The sequence below is a fragment of the Nocardioides abyssi genome (genome assembly GCF_030412915.1).
GTDB lineage: Bacteria > Actinomycetota > Actinomycetes > Propionibacteriales > Nocardioidaceae > Nocardioides > Nocardioides abyssi.
Genome location: NZ_JAUHJR010000006.1, coordinates 85,718 through 100,923, shown reverse-complemented (window position 1 = coordinate 100,923; position 15,206 = coordinate 85,718). Strand labels below are relative to the sequence as shown.

Annotated in this window: 13 protein-coding genes and 1 tRNA gene; 8 read left to right on the top strand and 6 right to left on the bottom strand. The window is 73.0% G+C overall.

Going from position 1 to position 15,206, the window contains the following annotated elements; all coding sequences use genetic code 11:
* Nucleotides 1-38: 38 nt before the first annotated feature.
* Together QWY29_RS14425 and QWY29_RS14420 are read left to right on the top strand one after the other, a co-directional pair.
* Nucleotides 39-1,571 (top strand): flavin monoamine oxidase family protein, encoded by a 1,533-nt coding sequence (locus QWY29_RS14425; protein WP_300961724.1) that lies wholly within the window; start codon nucleotides 39-41, stop codon nucleotides 1,569-1,571.
* Entirely contained in the window at nucleotides 1,568-2,674 is a 1,107-nt protein-coding gene (locus QWY29_RS14420; protein WP_300961723.1) for an SMP-30/gluconolactonase/LRE family protein, read from the top strand. The genes QWY29_RS14425 and QWY29_RS14420 overlap by 4 nt, the downstream gene beginning before the upstream one ends.
* A 4-nt stretch (nucleotides 2,675-2,678) precedes the next feature.
* Here the strand turns inward: QWY29_RS14420 and QWY29_RS14415 are convergent, their stop codons facing one another.
* Nucleotides 2,679-3,173, bottom strand: coding sequence for a winged helix-turn-helix transcriptional regulator (locus tag QWY29_RS14415; RefSeq protein ID WP_300961722.1), 495 nt, complete (start codon nucleotides 3,171-3,173; stop codon nucleotides 2,679-2,681).
* 63 nt (nucleotides 3,174-3,236) lie between these two features.
* On the opposite strand from QWY29_RS14415, the gene QWY29_RS14410 reads away from it, so the two are divergent.
* The 3 genes from QWY29_RS14410 to QWY29_RS14400 all read left to right on the top strand — a co-directional run bounded on the left by QWY29_RS14410 (nucleotide 3,237) and on the right by QWY29_RS14400 (nucleotide 5,303).
* A complete protein-coding gene (locus QWY29_RS14410; RefSeq protein WP_300961721.1) occupies nucleotides 3,237-3,707 on the top strand; it encodes a PaaI family thioesterase in 471 nt (156 codons plus the stop codon).
* An 88-nt stretch (nucleotides 3,708-3,795) separates the two neighbouring features.
* A complete protein-coding gene (locus QWY29_RS14405; protein WP_300961720.1) occupies nucleotides 3,796-4,488 on the top strand; it encodes a uracil-DNA glycosylase in 693 nt (230 codons plus the stop codon).
* A gap of 29 nt (nucleotides 4,489-4,517) precedes the next feature.
* A complete protein-coding gene (locus QWY29_RS14400; protein ID WP_300961719.1) occupies nucleotides 4,518-5,303 on the top strand; it encodes a dioxygenase family protein in 786 nt (261 codons plus the stop codon).
* Between the two features lie 179 nt (nucleotides 5,304-5,482).
* On the opposite strand, the gene QWY29_RS14395 is transcribed toward QWY29_RS14400, so the two are convergent.
* Together QWY29_RS14395 and QWY29_RS14390 are read right to left on the bottom strand one after the other, a co-directional pair.
* Nucleotides 5,483-7,090: a succinic semialdehyde dehydrogenase gene (locus tag QWY29_RS14395; RefSeq protein WP_300961718.1), complete on the bottom strand. Its 1,608-nt coding sequence runs from the start codon at nucleotides 7,088-7,090 to the stop codon at nucleotides 5,483-5,485.
* A gap of 2 nt (nucleotides 7,091-7,092) precedes the next feature.
* Nucleotides 7,093-8,718, bottom strand: coding sequence for a GMC family oxidoreductase (locus QWY29_RS14390; protein WP_300961717.1), 1,626 nt, complete (start codon nucleotides 8,716-8,718; stop codon nucleotides 7,093-7,095).
* Between the two features lie 154 nt (nucleotides 8,719-8,872).
* Between QWY29_RS14390 and pdxY the strand changes: the two genes are divergently transcribed.
* A complete protein-coding gene (pdxY, locus tag QWY29_RS14385; RefSeq protein ID WP_300961716.1) occupies nucleotides 8,873-9,724 on the top strand; it encodes a pyridoxal kinase PdxY in 852 nt (283 codons plus the stop codon).
* Nucleotides 9,725-10,316: 592 nt separating this feature from the next.
* Here pdxY and QWY29_RS14380 read toward each other — a convergent pair.
* Together QWY29_RS14380 and QWY29_RS14375 are read right to left on the bottom strand one after the other, a co-directional pair.
* A tRNA-Thr gene (locus QWY29_RS14380) sits at nucleotides 10,317-10,389 on the bottom strand.
* A 67-nt stretch (nucleotides 10,390-10,456) separates the two neighbouring features.
* Nucleotides 10,457-11,206, bottom strand: a complete 750-nt coding sequence (locus tag QWY29_RS14375; RefSeq protein WP_300961715.1) for an SDR family NAD(P)-dependent oxidoreductase — start codon at nucleotides 11,204-11,206, stop codon at nucleotides 10,457-10,459.
* Nucleotides 11,207-11,322: 116 nt separating this feature from the next.
* Between QWY29_RS14375 and QWY29_RS14370 the strand changes: the two genes are divergently transcribed.
* Together QWY29_RS14370 and QWY29_RS14365 are read left to right on the top strand one after the other, a co-directional pair.
* A complete protein-coding gene (locus tag QWY29_RS14370; protein ID WP_300961714.1) occupies nucleotides 11,323-13,173 on the top strand; it encodes a glycoside hydrolase family 13 protein in 1,851 nt (616 codons plus the stop codon).
* 10 nt (nucleotides 13,174-13,183) lie between these two features.
* The gene (locus tag QWY29_RS14365) at nucleotides 13,184-14,425 is read left to right on the top strand and encodes a DUF4032 domain-containing protein (protein ID WP_300961713.1); all 1,242 of its coding nucleotides are present in this window, start codon (nucleotides 13,184-13,186) and stop codon (nucleotides 14,423-14,425) included.
* A gap of 199 nt (nucleotides 14,426-14,624) precedes the next feature.
* On the opposite strand, the gene QWY29_RS14360 is transcribed toward QWY29_RS14365, so the two are convergent.
* Nucleotides 14,625-15,203, bottom strand: coding sequence for a hypothetical protein (locus QWY29_RS14360; RefSeq protein ID WP_300961712.1), 579 nt, complete (start codon nucleotides 15,201-15,203; stop codon nucleotides 14,625-14,627).
* Nucleotides 15,204-15,206: the final 3 nt, after the last annotated feature.

Below are 15,206 nucleotides of genomic sequence, written 5' to 3'. Positions count from 1 at the left end.
CACACCTTCAGGTCTGACCTCCTCGAGACGGAGCGCCCATGCCGCCGTACGACGCCGTCCCGTCGCTCTCCCGCCGCGCGCTCCTGGGCGCCACCGCGACCGCCACCGCCGCCGCCACCGCGGGGCCGGGCCTGGCCGCGGCGCTGCCGCCCGGCGCCCTCGCCGACGTCGCGCAGCGGCCGGCCGGGCTCCAGGGCGCGCTGCCGAGGCAGGTCGACGTCGTCGTGGTCGGCGGCGGCATCTCCGGCCTCGTCGCCGCGCGCGAGGTGGCCGCACGCGGCCGGTCGGTGCTCCTGGTCGAGGCCCGCGACCGGGTCGGCGGCCGGGTGCTCAACCACCGGCTCGAGGCCGGCGGCGTGATCGAGGCCGGCGGGGCGTTCGTCGGGCCCACCCAGGACCACATCACCCGACTCGCGAAGGAGCTCGGCGTCGCGACGTTCCTCGAGCACAACACCGGCAGCAACGTCTACGTCTCGTCCCTGACCGGTCGCACGGAGTTCACCGGCACCGTCCCACCGGACCCCACGATCCTGGTCGACGCCGCTGTGCTCCTCGGGTTGATCGACCGCTACGCCGCCGAGATCGACGTCGAGGCGCCGTGGGACCACCCCCGCGCCCGCGAGTGGGACGGCACGAGCCTGGGCGAGTTCATCCGCCGCAGCTCGCTGAACGCCGCCGGCGTCACCAACCTCATCAAGTCCTGGACCCAGCCCGGCTTCGGCGCCGACCCCGACGAGCTGTCGTTCCTCTTCACGCTCTGGTACGTCGCCTGCTCGGGCAACGAGCGCAACGTCGGCACCTTCTCCCGCAACTCCGACACCGCCAACGGCGCGCAGGAGCGCCGCTTCGTCGGCGGCTCGCAGCTCATCCCCCTGCGCCTGGCGAAGCGGCTCGGTGAGGTCGTCGCCCTGCGGGCGCCCGTGCGCCGCATCGAGCAGAAGGACGACCGCGTGCTCGTGCAGACCGGCCGCGGCACGGTCCGGGCCCGGCGGGTCGTCGTCGCCGCTCCCCCGCCGCTCGTGCTCGACATCGACTGGTTCCCGCGCCTGCCGGTGCGCCGCACCCAGCTGCTGCGCAGCATGGACATGGGGCGGCTGATGAAGTGCGACGCCGTCTACGACAAGCCGTTCTGGCGCGACGCGGGGCTCACCGGCTTCGGCATCAACGACTCCGGCGCCGCCCGCGCGGTCTTCGACAACAGCCCGCGCGACGGCAGCCCCGGCGTGCTGCTCGCGTTCGTCGGCGGGTCGACGTGGCGGGAGTACGGCGTGCTCCCGCGCGCGAAGCGGCGCAAGGCCGTGCTCGAGGGGTTCGCGGCGATGTTCGGCGAGCGGGCGCTGCGCCCGATCGAGTACACCGAGCAGGACTGGACCCAGGAGCGGTGGACCCGCGGTGGACCCACCGCGTTCCACGCGCCCGGCACGCTCGTCGACCACGGTCCCGCGATCCGCCGGCCCTTCGGGCGGGTGCACTGGGCGGGCACCGAGACCTCGACGTACTGGTCGGGCTACATGGACGGCGCCGTCCGCGCCGGCAAGCGCGCCGCCGTCGAGGTGCTGGAGCGCCTGTGAACCACCTTCCGACGCGGCCCGCCACCCGGTTCGCCGCCCTGGCCGCCACCCTCGTCCTCGCCCTGCCGCTGACGAGCAGCCCGCTGGCGGCCGCGACCGCTGTCGCCGCCGCCGCGGCCGAGCCCGCGGCGCCCGCAGCGCCGGCGAAGTGGACGACCCGCGTCTTCTCCCGCGTGCCCGCGCCGGGCTACCCGGCGTACGTCCACGCCCACACCAACGGCCGGGTCTACGCCGGGACGTACGTCAACGGCTCGGCCACCGGCGTGCCGTCGCGCGTCTTCGAGTGGACCCGTGGCGGGCAGCTGCTGCGCTCCTGGCCGGTCCCGGGCCAGGTCCTCGACGGCAGCCAGGGCGTGCAGGTCGCCCAGCAGACCCGTGACGGCCGCCTGGTCGTGCTGGAGACCTCGCGCCGGCGCCTCCTCACCCTCGACGTGCGCACCGGCCGCTGGAAGCGGATCGCGACCTTCCCGGACGGCTCGGTGCCCAACTACGCGACCTGGGGACCGCGCGGCGAGCTGTACGTCAGCGACTACGCCCGGCCGGTCGTGTGGCGGGTGCCGCCGGGCGGCGGGACGCCGCGGGCGTGGTTCACCGCGCCGGCACTGAACGGCACCGAGCTCGGCACCACGGGCCTGGTCTACCGGCCGGGCCGGCGCGACCTGGTCATCGCCCAGCAGTGGGTGCTCGACGGCACGCAGCTGCCCACCACCGGCGCGGTGCTCTCGCTCGGGGTGCGGCCCGACGGCCGGCCCGGCAAGCTGCGGACCCTGTGGCGCTCGGGCCCGATGGAGCTCCCGGACGGCTTCGGCATCGGCCGCTCGGGACACCTGTACGTCGCCCTGCTGGGCACCAACCAGCTGGTCGAGCTCACCGGGCGGGGCGTGGAGGTCGACCGGTTCCCGGACGTGCCGCTCCTGGGCAGCAACGGCTCGGCGGTCCCGTTCGACGCCCCGTGCAGCGCGACGTTCCTCGGCACGTCGGTGCTCGTCGCCAACCAGTCGGCGATCACCGGCACGGCCGCGAACCAGGCGATCCTGCGGGTCGAGGTCGGCGAGCGCGGCCGGCGGCCGTACCTGCCGCGGCAGGCCCGCCTCGGCGGGTGAGGGCTCAGCCCGCGTCGACCCGCCTGGCGCCGGGGCCGGGCCGCGGGACGGCGTCGCGCAGGTCCTCGACGCGGTGCCCGTGCTCGCAGACGAGCGCGGCGTGCAGCGCGCCGCCGCAGTCGCGGTGGGCGACCTCGACCGGCGGCCCCTCGGGGTCGGCGAGGTAGCGGTCGCCCCAGTCGGCGACGGCGACGAGGACGGGGTAGAGGTCGAAGCCCTTGGTGGTCAGTCGGTACTCGTGCCGCTCGCGCTCGCCCTCCGGCCGGTAGGGCACCTTGCGCAGCACGTCCTGCTCGACGAGCAGCGCCAGCCGGTTGCTCAGCACCTGGCGCGGGATGCCGCTGTGGCGCCGGATGTCGTCGAAGCGGCGCACGCCGTTGAAGACCTCGCGCAGCACCACGAACGTCCACCGCTCCCCGAGCACGGCCATCGCGCGGCCGACCGTGCAGTTGTCGGTCGACCAGGCCAGGGCGCCGGGCTCCCGGGGCGGTGTGGTCACGCCCACAGCGTAGCCGGGCTGGGTCTCGTTGACAGACCGAGCGCGCATCGCCACGCTGGGTCCATGACCGAGACCCAGGATGCCGCCCGCCCGACCCCGCTCGACCCGGCGACGATGACCGGCTACGAGCTGCTCATGGCGATGCGCGACGGCCTGCTCCCGCCCGCCCCGATCGCCGAGACCCTCGGCATGGCGGACTTCGACGGCGAGCCTGGCTCGATCTCGGTGACCCTCCACCCCGAGCACCGGCACTACAACCCGCTCGGCACCGTCCACGGCGGGGTCATCTCCACCCTGCTCGACACCGCGGCCGCCTGCTCGGTCCACTCGCTGCTGGCCGCCGGCGAGGGCTACACCTCGCTCGACCTGACGGTGAAGTTCCTGCGCCCCGCGACCGTCGACTCCGGCCGGCTGCGCGCGGTCGGCACGGTGGTGCACCGCGGTCGGCGTACGGCGCTCGCCGAGGCGCAGCTCTTCGACGCCCGCGACCGCCTCGTCGCGCACGCCACATCGAGCTGCATGATCTTCGCCTGACCCGGTTGCCCCACCTGGTCGTCCCACGCGGTCAGCCCCACCTGGTCGTCCGATCCGGTCGTCGGGGGGCGTCGCTACCGTCACGGGCGTGAGCGCACTCGCCGGACTCGTGGACCAGGGACTCGTCGCCCCCGACTGGGCCGAAGCCCTCGCGCCGGTCGACGACCGGATCGCGGAGCTGGGTCAGTTCCTGCGCGCGGAGGTGGCGGCCGGCCGCGGCTACCTGCCGGCCGGGGACCGCGTCTTCGCGGCGTTCCGCCGACCGATGGCCGACGTCCGCGTGCTCGTGGTCGGGCAGGACCCCTACCCCACGCCGGGCCACCCGATCGGCCTGAGCTTCGCCGTCGACGCGCACGTGCGGCCGATTCCGCGGTCGCTGGCGAACATCTACACCGAGCTGCGCTCCGACCTCGGCATCGAGACGCCCGCGCACGGCGACCTGACCGCCTGGACCGACGCCGGCGTCATGCTGCTCAACCGCGTGCTCACCGTGCAGCCCGGCGCCTCCGCCGCCCACCGGGGCCGGGGCTGGGAGGAGGTGACCGCCCGCGCGATCGAGGCGCTCGTGGCCCGCGGCGGCCCGCTCGCGGCGATCCTGTGGGGCCGCGACGCCCAGGGACTGGTGCCGATGCTGGGCACGACGCCGTACGTCGCCTCGCCGCACCCCTCCCCCCTCTCGGCCTCCCGCGGCTTCTTCGGCTCGCGGCCGTTCAGCGCGGTGAACGACCTGCTCGCCCGCCAGGGCGCGGACGGGGTGGACTGGCGGCTTCCTCTGGGCTAATGTTGAATCATCAACTACTTGGAGATGTGATGACCACGCCCACCGCCGACCGGATGCCCGCCCTCTACATCGGCCACGGCGCCCCGCCGCTCCTCGACGACCCGACCTGGTCGGGCCAGCTCGCCGCCTGGGCTGCCGACCTGCCGCGGCCGAAGGCGATCCTCATCGTCAGCGCCCACTGGGAGTCCGCGCCGGTCTCGCTCTCGGCCAGCGGCGCGCCGCTCGTCTACGACTTCGGTGGCTTCGACCCGAAGTACTACCGGATGACCTACGAGACCCCCGACGCCACCGCGCTCGCGGACCGCGTCGCGGCGATGATGCCGGCCGGCGAGCCGGTCCACCGGCACACCTCGCGCGGTCTCGACCACGGCGCGTGGGTGCCGCTGCGGATCATGTACCCCGAGGCCGACATCCCCGTCCTGCAGATGTCGCTGCCCACCCACGACCCGGTCCGCCTGATGGCGCTCGGCGAGCGGATCCGCCCGCTGCGCGACGAGGGCGTGCTGGTCATCGGGTCGGGCTTCCTCACCCACGGGCTGCCGTTCCTCACCGACTGGCGCCTCGACGCGGCCGCCCCCGGCTGGTCCTCGGAGTTCGACGCGTGGGCGGGCGAGGCGCTCGCCCGCGGCGACGTGGACACGCTCGCGGCGTACCGCTCGAAGGCGCCCGGCATGCCCTACGCCCACCCCACCGTCGAGCACTACACGCCGCTCTTCGTGACCCTCGGTGCCGCCACCGCCCCCGACGAGCCCGGCCTCCAGGTCATCGACGGCTTCTGGATGGGGCTGTCGAAGCGGTCGTTGCAGGTGGCCTGACGGCCGCGTGCAGGCGTACCACCAAGAGGTGGGATGCCTGACCTTCTGGGCCGTTGCATCGGCCCAGAACCCGACGCGGAGGCCCAGAACCCCTGCAGGCGTACCACCAACAGGTGGTACGCCTGCAGCTTCTGGGCCTTTGCTGCGCCCGGGACGACCTCACCCCGACGAGCAGGACGTCAGCGGATCCGCGTCCGCCGCATCATCTTCAGGCCGGTGAGCATCCCCTTGACGTACTCGTCGTAGTCCTGGCCGAGGCGGGCGCCCATGACCTGCTTCTTGAGCACGGCGAGGTTCTGCACGTCGGTGTACTTCAGCAGGCCCTGGTCGCCGTGGCGGGCGCCGACGCCGGACTGCTTGACGCCGCCGGACGGGGTCCCCTTGGAGGCGTAGGCCGTGGCGAGGGAGTCGTTGACGTTGACGTTGCCGGCGTGGATGCGGCGGGCGACGGAGACGGCTCGGTCGACGTCGGCGCCCCACACCGAGGCGTTGAGGCCGTAGTCGGTGTCGTTCGCGAGCGCGACGGCCTGGTCGACGCTGCGGTAGGGATGCAGCGCGACGACCGGGCCGAAGGTCTCCATGCAGCCGGTGAGCATGTCCGTGGTGACGCCCTCGAGCACGGTCGGCTCGAAGAACGCCGGACCGATGTCGGGCCGCGGGTCGCCTCCGGTGACGATCGTGGCGCCCTTGGCGACGGCGTCCTGCACGTGGCTGTGCACGCGCTGCATGTGGTCGACCGAGATGAGCGAGCCCAGCTCGGGCCCGAAGTCGTACGCCGCGGCGACGCGCAGGCTCTCGGCCGCGGCGACGAAGCGGGCCTTCAGCTCGTCGTACCGACTCTCGGGCAGGTAGATGCGCTCGATGTGCATGCAGATCTGGCCGGTGTTGCCGAAGACGCCGAACAGCGCGCCGGCGACCCACTCGTCGGGGTCGACGTCGTCGAGGACGATCATCGGGTTCTTGCCGCCGAGCTCGAGGCAGCAACCGATCAGGTTGCGGCCGGCGCGCTCGCCGATGACCCGGCCGGTGGCGGTCGAGCCCGTGAACATCACGTAGTTGGCGTTGTCGATCAGCGTCGGACCGACGTCGGGGCCCTCGCCGCAGACGACCTGGAAGAGCCCCTTGGGCAGGCCGGCCTGCTCGAGCAGCTTGATGCCGTGCAGCGGCGACAGCGCGGTCTTGTTGTCGGGCTTGAGCACGATCGCGTTGCCGGCCATCAGCGCGGGGATCGCGTCGGAGAGACCGGTGGCGAACGGGAAGTTCCAGGGCGCGATGATCCCGACGACGCCCTTGGGCTGGCGGATCTCGGTGGAGGTGGAGACGACCGGGACGGGGCCACCGCGGGTGACGGGCTTGAGCAGCTTCGGCGCCCGCTTGAGGTAGTGGCTGATGACCATCGGCGGGTCGCAGGTCTCCTCGATGGCCATCCGGCGGTTCTTGCCGCTCTCGGCCTGGATGAGGTCCGCAGTCAGCTGCGCGTTGTCGATGAGCAGCGAGTGCGCCTTCTTGAACACCTTGAGCCGCTTGCGCAGCGGCCACGACGCCCACTCCTGCTGCGCCGACCGGGCGGCGGCGAAGGCGCGCTCGATGTCGGCCGGCGTCGACTGCGGCAGCTGCACCAGCGTCTCGCCGGTGTAGACCTCGGTGAGGTCCCAGGTCTGCCCGCCCGAGCCGGGGACCCGCGCGACGAGGTCGCGCAGGAACGCGTCGGTCAGCGTCGCGGGCCGGCGGACCCGCGCCGCCGGCGTCGCCGCGGCGGTCGCGGGACGGTCGTCGGTGGTGGTCATGCTCAGCCCCTCCCGAGGACGAGGTCGGCGCCGCGCTCGCCGATCATGATCGCGGGCGCGTTGGTGTTGCCGCCGGTGATCGACGGCATGATCGAGGCGTCGGCCACGCGCAGGCCCTCGATGCCGCGGACCTTGAGGTCGGGGGTGACCACGGCGAGCTCGTCGACGCCCATCCGGCAGGTGCCGACACCGTGGTAGACCGACGTGGCGCGGTTGAGGATCTCCTGGCGCAGGTCGGACCCCTGCAGGTGGCGACCGGGGTGGATCTCGTCCTTGATCGCCCCGCCGAACGCCGCGGCGCCCATGATCTCGCGGACCATCCCCGACCCCTCGGCGAGCAGGTCGAGGTCGGCGGACTCCGCGAGGTACTGCGGGTCGATGAGCGGGGCCGCGGTCGGGTCGGCCGAGGCCAGCCGCAGCGTGCCGCGGCTGCGCGGGTAGATCAGCGTGGTCAGCACGGTCAGCGCCGGCAGCGGCGAGACCTCGTGGCGGATGGCGGCGTCCTGGTTGGGCGAGACGTAGGACCAGGGCAGCAGGTGCAGCTGCAGGTCCGGGACGTCGGTGGCCTGGGAGGTCTTGAGGAAGGCGAGGATCTCGAAGACCGAGTTGGCCAGGAACGTCGTACCGGGCCGCAGGACCTCCTTGGCGACGCCCTTGGCGAAGAAGAACGCGTTGCCGCGCATCTTCGACGTCGTCGCGTGGAAGGTCATCGCGTGGAACATGTGGTCGTGCAGGTTGTCGCCGACCGGGAGGTCCGCGACGACCGGGATGCCGTGGTCCTTGAGGTGCTGGGCGTGGCCGATGCCCGAGAGCATGAGGATCTGCGGGGAGCCGACGAAGCCCGCCGCGAGGATGACCTCCTTGCCGGCGCGGATCGTGCGGCTGCTGCCGTCCTTGTCGCGGACCTCGACGCCGGTGGCACGGCCGTTGTCGATGACGACCTTGGTGACCAGCACCTGGGTCTGCACGTCGAGGGTCGGCGGCGCGAGGTGGTGGATGTAGCCGCGCGAGGCGCTGTAGCGCAGCCCGTCGGCGGCGTTCTGCTGCATCCGGCTGACGCCCTCCTGCGACTCACCGTTGTAGTCGTCGAGGATCGAGCAGCCGATGGTGTCCGCGGTGGCCTGCAGGAACTGCAGCGACCCCTCCTGCGGAGCCTTGTTGCGGGTGACCTTGATCGGGCCGCCGGTGCCGCGGAAGGCGTTCTCGCCGCCCTCGTAGTCCTCCATGCGCTTGTACGCCGCGTTGACCGAGTCGGCGTCCCAGCCGGTGCAGCCCTCGGCGGCCCAGGCGTCGTAGTTGGCGCGGTTGCCGCGCACGTAGACCATGCCGTTGACCGAGCTCGACCCGCCGAGGACCTTGCCGCGCGGGACCGGCATCTTGCGGTCGAGGATGTGCTTCTGCGGCACCGAGTAGTAGCCCCAGTCGTTGATCTTCTTGATCTTGGGCTCGGCGTGCATCGGCCCGATCATCCCTGGCTTCTTGGTGAGGAACTGGTTGTCGCTCTTGCCCGCCTCGAGCACGATGACGCTGGCGCCGGACTCGGCGAGGCGACCGGCGATCGCCGCCCCGGCGCTGCCGGAGCCCACCACGATGTAGTCGGCTTCGTTCTTCAGGGCTGTCTTGGCCATGTGCGTCCCCTGGATCGTTCGTTGTCCGTGTCGCCGAGCGGCGGTGTCGGGCCCGAGCTCACATACCCTCGGAATGTGTCGGGGCCCACGTTAGGGCATGACTGTAACTTGTTCTAGTTTGCTGGACCACGGATCGGACGGGAGGATCGGTGGCGTGAAGATCCTGTCGATCCAGTCGTCGGTCGCCTACGGCCACGTGGGCAACTCCGCGGCCGTCTTCCCCCTCCAGCGGCTGGGTCACGAGGTCTGGCCGGTACTGACCGTGCACTTCTCCAACCACACCGGGTACGGCGCGTGGCGCGGGCCGCTCCTCGCGCCCGCCGACGTGGCCGACGTGATCGCGGGCATCGAGGACCGCGGGGTGCTCGGCGAGGCCGACGCGGTCCTGTCGGGCTACCAGGGCGACCCGGCGGTCGGGGCGGTCGTGCTCGACGCCGTCGCGAAGGTCAAGGCGCTCAACCCGGAGGCGGTCTACTGCTGCGACCCGGTCATGGGCGACGTGGGCCGCGGGATGTTCGTCAAGCCCGGCATCCCGGAGTACATGCGCGACACCGTCGTCCCCCGCGCCGACATCGTCACGCCGAACCACTTCGAGCTCGACTTCCTCGCCGGCCGCACGACCACCACGCTCGACGAGGTGCTCGGGGCGGTCGACGCCGTGCGCGCGACGGGTCCGCGCGACGTGCTGATCACCAGCGTGCTGCACCAGGACGTGCCGGACGGCTCGCTCGACGTCGTCGCCGTCTCCGACGCCGGCGCCTGGGCGGTCACCACCCCGTTGCTGCCGATCACGCCCAACGGCTGCGGCGACGTCACCGCCGCGCTCTACCTCGCCCACCTGCGCTCGACCGGCTCACCGGCCGAGGCGCTCTCGCGCACCACGTCGTCGGTCTTCGCGGTGCTCGAGGCGACGATCGCCGCGGGCACCCGCGAGATCCAGCTGGTCGCCGCGCAGGACGCCATCGCGTCGCCGCCGGCGTCGTTCGAGGTGCGCCAGCTCCGCTGACGCCCGCCACGGGAGCAGCGGTCGCCGGCGCCTCGGGACTTGACCGAAGAAACTCACGCTGGACCGATGAACCTTCGTCGGTCCAGCGTGAGTTCCTTCGGTCGGGCCGACGAATCTGTCGGTCAGGTTGACCGATCCACCGGTCGACCGGTGAATCTGTTCCGACTGAGGGGCCGTGAGCGACCGCTCGCGCACGAGGTCGTGCTGGTGCCGGCCCGTCGACGCCGACTCGTCGTGACTGCAGCCCTGGTGGGTCCGTCAGCCGATCATCAGCAGCGCGGCCATGAAGGCCAGCGCCGGGATCAGCCACAGCATCGCCAGAGCGACCATCGTGTCGCGGCTCTCGGCGGCCGCGGTGGTGCTCGGTGCAGACATGTTCGCTGCCATCGTGGAATCACTCCCCGGATCGATTGAGGAGCCGATACCCGGCGTCCCGCCGCGCCATGCCCGCGGCCGCGCCACTCGGCGTACATCACATCCCTGCGGGTGAGGCGGACCCCCGCCCGCCTCGTGCTGCCAGGAGTGCGCTCCAGCGCACGCTGGACAGCACGAGCCGGAGGGCAGAGGGACGGGGGGCGGCAGGACGAGGGAGAGCCGGTGACAGGAGTCGAACCCGCGACATCCTCTTTACAAGAGAGGCGCTCTACCAACTGAGCTACACCGGCGCGGCCGGCCGACACGGAGGTCGAGCGGCCGCGCACATGCTAGTTGCCGGTGCGGGCGGGGCAGGGATCAGCCCATGCCGCCGTCGAAGGCGAGGACGGCGCCGGTGATCATCCGCGCGGCGGGCGAGGCGAGGTAGACGATCGACTCGCCGATCTCGGCCGGGGAGATGGCAGGGCCGGGCAGCATCATGATCAGCCGGTCCGCCACGCGGGGGTCCATGTCCGAGGGCATGATGCCGGCGACGTGGGACACGATCGGGGTGTCGACGGTGCCGGGGCACACGGCGTTGACGCGGATCCCCTCGGGCGAGAGCTCGAGCGCCAGCGACTTCGTCAGCTGGGTCAGGCCACCCTTGGCGGCGGCGTACGCGACGGCGTACGGCTGCGGGATCCGGCCGGCGACCGAGCTGACGTTGACGATGTTGCCGCCGCAGGCGCGCAGGTGCGGCAGCGCGGCCTGGATCGTCATGAACGGGCCCTTGAGGTCGATCGCGTGCACGCGGTCCCACTCGGCGTCGGTGATCTGGTCGAAGTGGCCGAACTGCACCACGCCGGCAACGTTGGCCAGCACGTCGATCCGGCCGTGCTGCGCGCACTCGGCGATCGCGGCGTCGACGGACTCGCGCGAGGCGACGTTGCACTCGACGTACGTCACCCCGTCCGGCGCCCCGGGCTGCACGTCGAGCCCGAAGACCGTCGCCCCCTGGTCGCGGAAGAGCTCGGCGGTGGCGCGGCCGATGCCGGACGCGGCGCCGGTGACGACGACGACGCGCGGCTCGCCGGAGGAGGAGGGGGAGGCAGCGGGAGCGGAGGTCATGCGCGGACCGTACTGGAACACGTTCTAGTTCGACCAGCCACGTGCGGCGTCCGTTGGACCAGCGTCACGTCGACGCGGCTTTGGCCGGGCGCGACGACGCGGGCGACCCTGGTGCGGTGAGCCTCCTGCACGAACCGCACCACGACGGGTCCCCGCTCTACCTCGAGCACGAGGCACCGACACTGGGCTGGACGGTCAAGGTCCGCGTCCGCACGGCCGCGAGCGACCCCGTCGACCAGGTCTGGCTGCGTACGACGTACGACGCCGAGCCGGTCTACCACGCGTGCGGGCCGGTCGAGCGCGACGAGCACACGGTCTGGTGGGAGGGCGAGCTGCCGGTCCACAACCCGGTCGCGCACTACCGCTTCCTCATCAGCACCGGCGCGGGCACCCCCGAGGAGGACCAGCGCTGGCTGACCGCCGCGGGCGTGCACCGCCACGACGTGCCGGACACCTTCGACTTCCGCGTCTCGACCTACCCCTCCGCGCCGGACTGGGGCCGCGACGGCGTCGTCTACCAGGTCTTCCCCGACCGGTTCGCCCGCTCGGCGGCCGCCGACGAGCGGCCGACGCCCGCCTGGGCCGTGCCGGCCGCGTGGGACGACGAGGTGGTCTTCGAGGGCTCCGACCCGCGCACACCGACCCAGTTCTTCGGCGGCGACCTCGACGGCGTCGTCGAGCACCTCGACCACCTCGAGCAGGTCGGCGTCTCGGTGGTCTACACGACGCCGGTCTTCCCCGGCGAGAGCAACCACCGCTACAACGCCTCCACCTTCGACGGCGTCGACCCGCTGCTCGGCGGCGACGCGGCGTACGCCCGGCTCTCCGCCGCCGTCCACGAGCGCGGCTGGCGGCTGCTCGGCGACCTGACCACCAACCACACCGGCGACACCCACGAGTGGTTCCGCAGCGCCTCGAGCGACCCGGCCTCCCCCACCCGCGGCTGGTACTACTTCAACCACGACGGCTCCTACGAGTGCTGGATGGGCCACGGCACGTTGCCGAAGCTCAACCTCGCCGACCCCGACCTGCGCGCCGCGATGGTCGAGGGCCCCGACTCGGTCGTCGCCCGCTGGCTGCGCCCGCCCTTCGACGTCGACGGCTGGCGCATCGACGTCGCCAACATGACCGGCCGCCTCGGCGCGGTCGACGTCAACCACGACGTCGCCCGCGCGGTGCGCCGCACGGCCGAGGCCGAGCGTCCCGACCCGCTGGTCATCGGCGAGCACAACCACGACGCCTCGGGCGACGTCGACGGCGACGGCTGGCACGGCACGATGAACTACTCCGGCTTCTCCTGGCCGGTCTGGTCGTGGGTGCGCGACCCCGCCTCGCCGGCCCGCCCGTTCGGCCGGCCGCTGCCGGTGCCGCGCCGGCCCGGCCCGCTGGTGCTGCGCACGTTCCGCGAGTGGCTGGCCCGCTTCGGCTGGCGGGCGGCGAGCCAGTCGTGGAACATCCTCGGCTCTCACGACAGCGCCCGCATCCGCACCGTCGCCGGGTCGCCGGAGGTGCACCGGGTGGCCGCCGGCCTGCAGTTCACGCTGCCCGGCGTGCCGATGCTCCTCGCCGGCGACGAGATCGGCCTCGAGGGCGTGCTCGGCGAGGACTCGCGCCGGCCCATGCCCTGGGACCGCCGCGAGGAGTGGGACCACGCCACGCTCACGGCGTACGCCGCCCTGGCCGCCGCCCGCCGCGACCACGACGCCCTGCGCCGCGGCGGCCTGCGGTGGGCCCACGTCGACGACGACTGCTTCGTCTTCCTCCGCGAGCACCCCCACGGCTCGGTCCTCGTCTGCGCCCGGCGCGCCGCCGGGCCCGCGGTCGAGCTCGACGCCGGCCTGCTCGGCTTCGGCGACGGCTCGCCCGTGCTCGCCACCGAGGGCGACGCCGCGCCGCTCGTCGAGGCCGGCGGCACCGTGACCGTGCCCGCCTCGGAAGGCCCGGGCGTCTGGCTCTGGCGGGTCTAGTCTCGGCGGTGTGGCCCTCCACATCGTCGCGCACCGCCCCGACCCCGCGCTCTTCCGCCTGCCGTGGTCGGAGCCGCTGGAGGAGTGGGACGAGCGGTACGTCGTGCCCCTCCCCCGCGGCCTGTCCCGGCACGTCGTGCGGATCGTGCGGCAGGGCACCTCGACGTACGCCGTCAAGGAGACCGTCGAGGAGATCGCCTTCCGGGAGTACCGCCTGCTGCGCGACCTCCAGCGCCTCGGCCTGCCCGCGGTCATGCCGCAGGGGGTCGTCACCGGCCGGGTCGACGCCCACGGCGAGGAGCTGCCCGCCGCGCTGCTGACCCAGCACCTGCGCTTCTCGCTGCCCTACCGCAGCCTCTTCAGCCACGGCACGACCGTCGAGGGGCTGCCGCTGCTCGTCGACGCGATGGTCGTGCTGCTGGTGCGGCTGCACCTGGCCGACTTCTTCTGGGGCGACGTGTCGCTGTCGAACGTGCTGTTCCGCCGCGACGCCGGCGGCTTCGCGGCGTACCTCGTCGACGCCGAGACCGGCGAGCTGCGCTCCTCGCTGTCACGGCAGATGCGCGAGCACGACGTCACCATCGCCACCGAGAACGTCTTCGCCGAGCTGCTCGACCTCCAGGCCAGCCGGCTCGTGCCCGCCGAGGTGCCGGCCGAGGAGATCGTCGCCCTGCTCCAGCGGCGCTACCGCGAGCTGTGGGACGAGCTGACCGGCGTCGAGGAGTTCTCCGCCGCCGAGATGTGGCGCATCGAGCAGCGCATCGAGCGCCTCAACGAGCTCGGGTTCGACGTCGAGGAGCTCGACATCGTCACCGACTACGACGGCGACTCGGTGCGCATCCAGCCGCGCGCCGTCGAGCTCGGCCACCACCGCCGCGAGCTGCGCTCCCTGACCGGACTCGACGTCGAGGACAGCCAGGCCCGGCGGCTGCTCAACGACATCTCCCGCTTCGCCGCCCACCGCGACCTCGGCCGCGAGGACCGTGTGCTCGTCGCCAGCCGCTGGCTCGGCGAGGTCTTCGAGCCGCTCATGGCGATGGTCCCGCCCGAGGCCCGCGGCAAGCTCGAGCCGGCCGAGATCTTCCACGAGGTGCTCGTGCACCGGTGGTACCTCTCCGAGCGCGCCGGCCACGAGGTCGACCTCTTCGAGACCGCCCGCGACTACATCGACACCGTCCTGTCGACCAAGCCGGAGGAGGCCCTCACGCCCCCGCCCGTCGACGACGACGAGGGTGGGCCGGGGGCGGGGTGACTGCTCGTTCGATGGGGTCCCCGGGCCGGGTGTCGGGGTCACCGGTTAACCGGTGACTCCTGCACATATCGGGGTAGATCTGCCCCGATATGTGCAGGGGTCGCGTACGACGTGGGGCCGGCGGGACCCGTGGGGCAGCCGGGACCGGGCTCGGCGCAGGCCGGCCCGGAGCGCCCCGGGTGGCTGCTGGGGCCGACCGTCAGGGCTTGCAGACCCGGCAGGTGGTGAGCTGGGCGGCGCGGCCCTGGGCCTCGGCCTCGCCGACGGGGTGGAGGTCCTGACGGTGGGCGATGAGCGCGCAGTCGCGGCGGTGGATGGTCGTGCCCTCACCCGCGGTGACCGGCAGCGCCGAGGTGTCGACGCCCTGGTCGTTGACGGCGGCGGAGCGCGAGGTCACGTCGGCCAGCACGAGCAGGGTGTCGGCGAGCCGCTTCGAGGACTCGCGGCCGTCGTCGGCGATCCGCGCCAGCCAGGCCCCGAAGTAGAGGAACCCGCCGACGAAGGTCAGGCCGAGGCCGAGCAGGCCGCCGGAGACCAAGTAGGAGAGCTGGTCGTACTGGTAGGGGGTGTTGGCGGCGCCGTACCACCCCAGCACGATGACGACCAGGCCGAGCGGGAGCAGGATCGCGCCCGCCCAGAACAGCACGACCTGGAGCAGCTGGTAGTTGTTGTTCTTCAGCGGGGCCGCGCCGGTGGCGCTGCCGCCCCGGCCGGCACGCGGGAGCGCGGTGCCGGAGCCCATCCGGGCGCCGGAGGCGGGCGTGGACATCGTGGTCATCTC

Coding starts and splice junctions, on each gene's coding strand:
- QWY29_RS14425 (WP_300961724.1), top strand. CDS start 39: ATGCCGCCGTACGACGCCGTCCCGTCGCTCTCCCGCCGCGCGCTCCTG.
- QWY29_RS14395 (WP_300961718.1), bottom strand. CDS start 7,090: ATGACCACCACCGACGACCGTCCCGCGACCGCCGCGGCGACGCCGGCG.
- QWY29_RS14390 (WP_300961717.1), bottom strand. CDS start 8,718: ATGGCCAAGACAGCCCTGAAGAACGAAGCCGACTACATCGTGGTGGGC.
- QWY29_RS14410 (WP_300961721.1), top strand. CDS start 3,237: ATGACCGAGACCCAGGATGCCGCCCGCCCGACCCCGCTCGACCCGGCG.
- QWY29_RS14375 (WP_300961715.1), bottom strand. CDS start 11,206: ATGACCTCCGCTCCCGCTGCCTCCCCCTCCTCCTCCGGCGAGCCGCGC.
- QWY29_RS14360 (WP_300961712.1), bottom strand. CDS start 15,203: ATGACCACGATGTCCACGCCCGCCTCCGGCGCCCGGATGGGCTCCGGC.
- QWY29_RS14400 (WP_300961719.1), top strand. CDS start 4,518: ATGACCACGCCCACCGCCGACCGGATGCCCGCCCTCTACATCGGCCAC.